Origin of the sequence: Rahnella bruchi, assembly GCF_003614975.1 — a bacterium.
Taxonomy (GTDB): Bacteria; Pseudomonadota; Gammaproteobacteria; order Enterobacterales; family Enterobacteriaceae; genus Rahnella; species Rahnella bruchi.
In genome coordinates, this window is sequence record NZ_QZWI01000037.1 from 1 (window position 1) to 1763 (window position 1763).

At 51.6% G+C, this 1763-nt stretch carries 1 rRNA gene; it reads right to left on the minus strand.

The features are described from left to right. Positions 1-45: 45 nt before the first annotated feature. Positions 46-1588 (minus strand): 16S ribosomal RNA (locus D5398_RS25150). Between the last annotated feature and the right edge of the window lie 175 nt (positions 1589-1763).

Sequence of the window (1763 nt, forward strand, 5' to 3'; positions counted from 1 at the left end):
TCATCAGACAATCTGTGTGGACACTGCACAATGCGTATCTTTAGGTAAGGAGGTGATCCAACCGCAGGTTCCCCTACGGTTACCTTGTTACGACTTCACCCCAGTCATGAATCACAAAGTGGTAAGCGCCCTCCCGAAGGTTAAGCTACCTACTTCTTTTGCAACCCACTCCCATGGTGTGACGGGCGGTGTGTACAAGGCCCGGGAACGTATTCACCGTAGCATTCTGATCTACGATTACTAGCGATTCCGACTTCATGGAGTCGAGTTGCAGACTCCAATCCGGACTACGACATACTTTATGAGGTCCGCTTGCTCTCGCGAGTTTGCTTCTCTTTGTATATGCCATTGTAGCACGTGTGTAGCCCTACTCGTAAGGGCCATGATGACTTGACGTCATCCCCACCTTCCTCCGGTTTGTCACCGGCAGTCTCCTTTGAGTTCCCACCATTACGTGCTGGCAACAAAGGATAAGGGTTGCGCTCGTTGCGGGACTTAACCCAACATTTCACAACACGAGCTGACGACAGCCATGCAGCACCTGTCTCAGAGTTCCCGAAGGCACTAAGCTATCTCTAGCGAATTCTCTGGATGTCAAGAGTAGGTAAGGTTCTTCGCGTTGCATCGAATTAAACCACATGCTCCACCGCTTGTGCGGGCCCCCGTCAATTCATTTGAGTTTTAACCTTGCGGCCGTACTCCCCAGGCGGTCGACTTAACGCGTTAGCTCCGGAAGCCACGCCTCAAGGGCACAACCTCCAAGTCGACATCGTTTACAGCGTGGACTACCAGGGTATCTAATCCTGTTTGCTCCCCACGCTTTCGCACCTGAGCGTCAGTCTTTGTCCAGGGGGCCGCCTTCGCCACCGGTATTCCTCCAGATCTCTACGCATTTCACCGCTACACCTGGAATTCTACCCCCCTCTACAAGACTCTAGCTTGCCAGTTTCAAATGCAGTTCCCAAGTTAAGCTCGGGGATTTCACATCTGACTTAACAAACCGCCTGCGTGCGCTTTACGCCCAGTAATTCCGATTAACGCTTGCACCCTCCGTATTACCGCGGCTGCTGGCACGGAGTTAGCCGGTGCTTCTTCTGCGAGTAACGTCAATGAACAGTGCTATTAACACTGAACCCTTCCTCCTCGCTGAAAGTGCTTTACAACCCTAAGGCCTTCTTCACACACGCGGCATGGCTGCATCAGGCTTGCGCCCATTGTGCAATATTCCCCACTGCTGCCTCCCGTAGGAGTCTGGACCGTGTCTCAGTTCCAGTGTGGCTGGTCATCCTCTCAGACCAGCTAGGGATCGTCGCCTAGGTGAGCCATTACCTCACCTACTAGCTAATCCCATCTGGGCACATCCGATGGCGTGAGGCCCGAAGGTCCCCCACTTTGCTCTTGCGAGGTCATGCGGTATTAGCTACCGTTTCCAGTAGTTATCCCCCTCCATCAGGCAGTTTCCCAGACATTACTCACCCGTCCGCCGCTCGCCGGCAAAGTAGCAAGCTACTTCCCGCTGCCGCTCGACTTGCATGTGTTAGGCCTGCCGCCAGCGTTCAATCTGAGCCATGATCAAACTCTTCAATTAAAAGTTCGATTTGCTTAAACAAGTTAAGCGGTGCTCAAAAATTAACTTTCGTAATAATTCACTAAAATGAATTACTGCTTGGTCACTCTTTAAGACTTGATATTTTTTGCCACCGAGGTGGCTGATATCGTCTTGTGAGTGCCCACACAGATTGTCTGATAAATTGTTAAAGAGC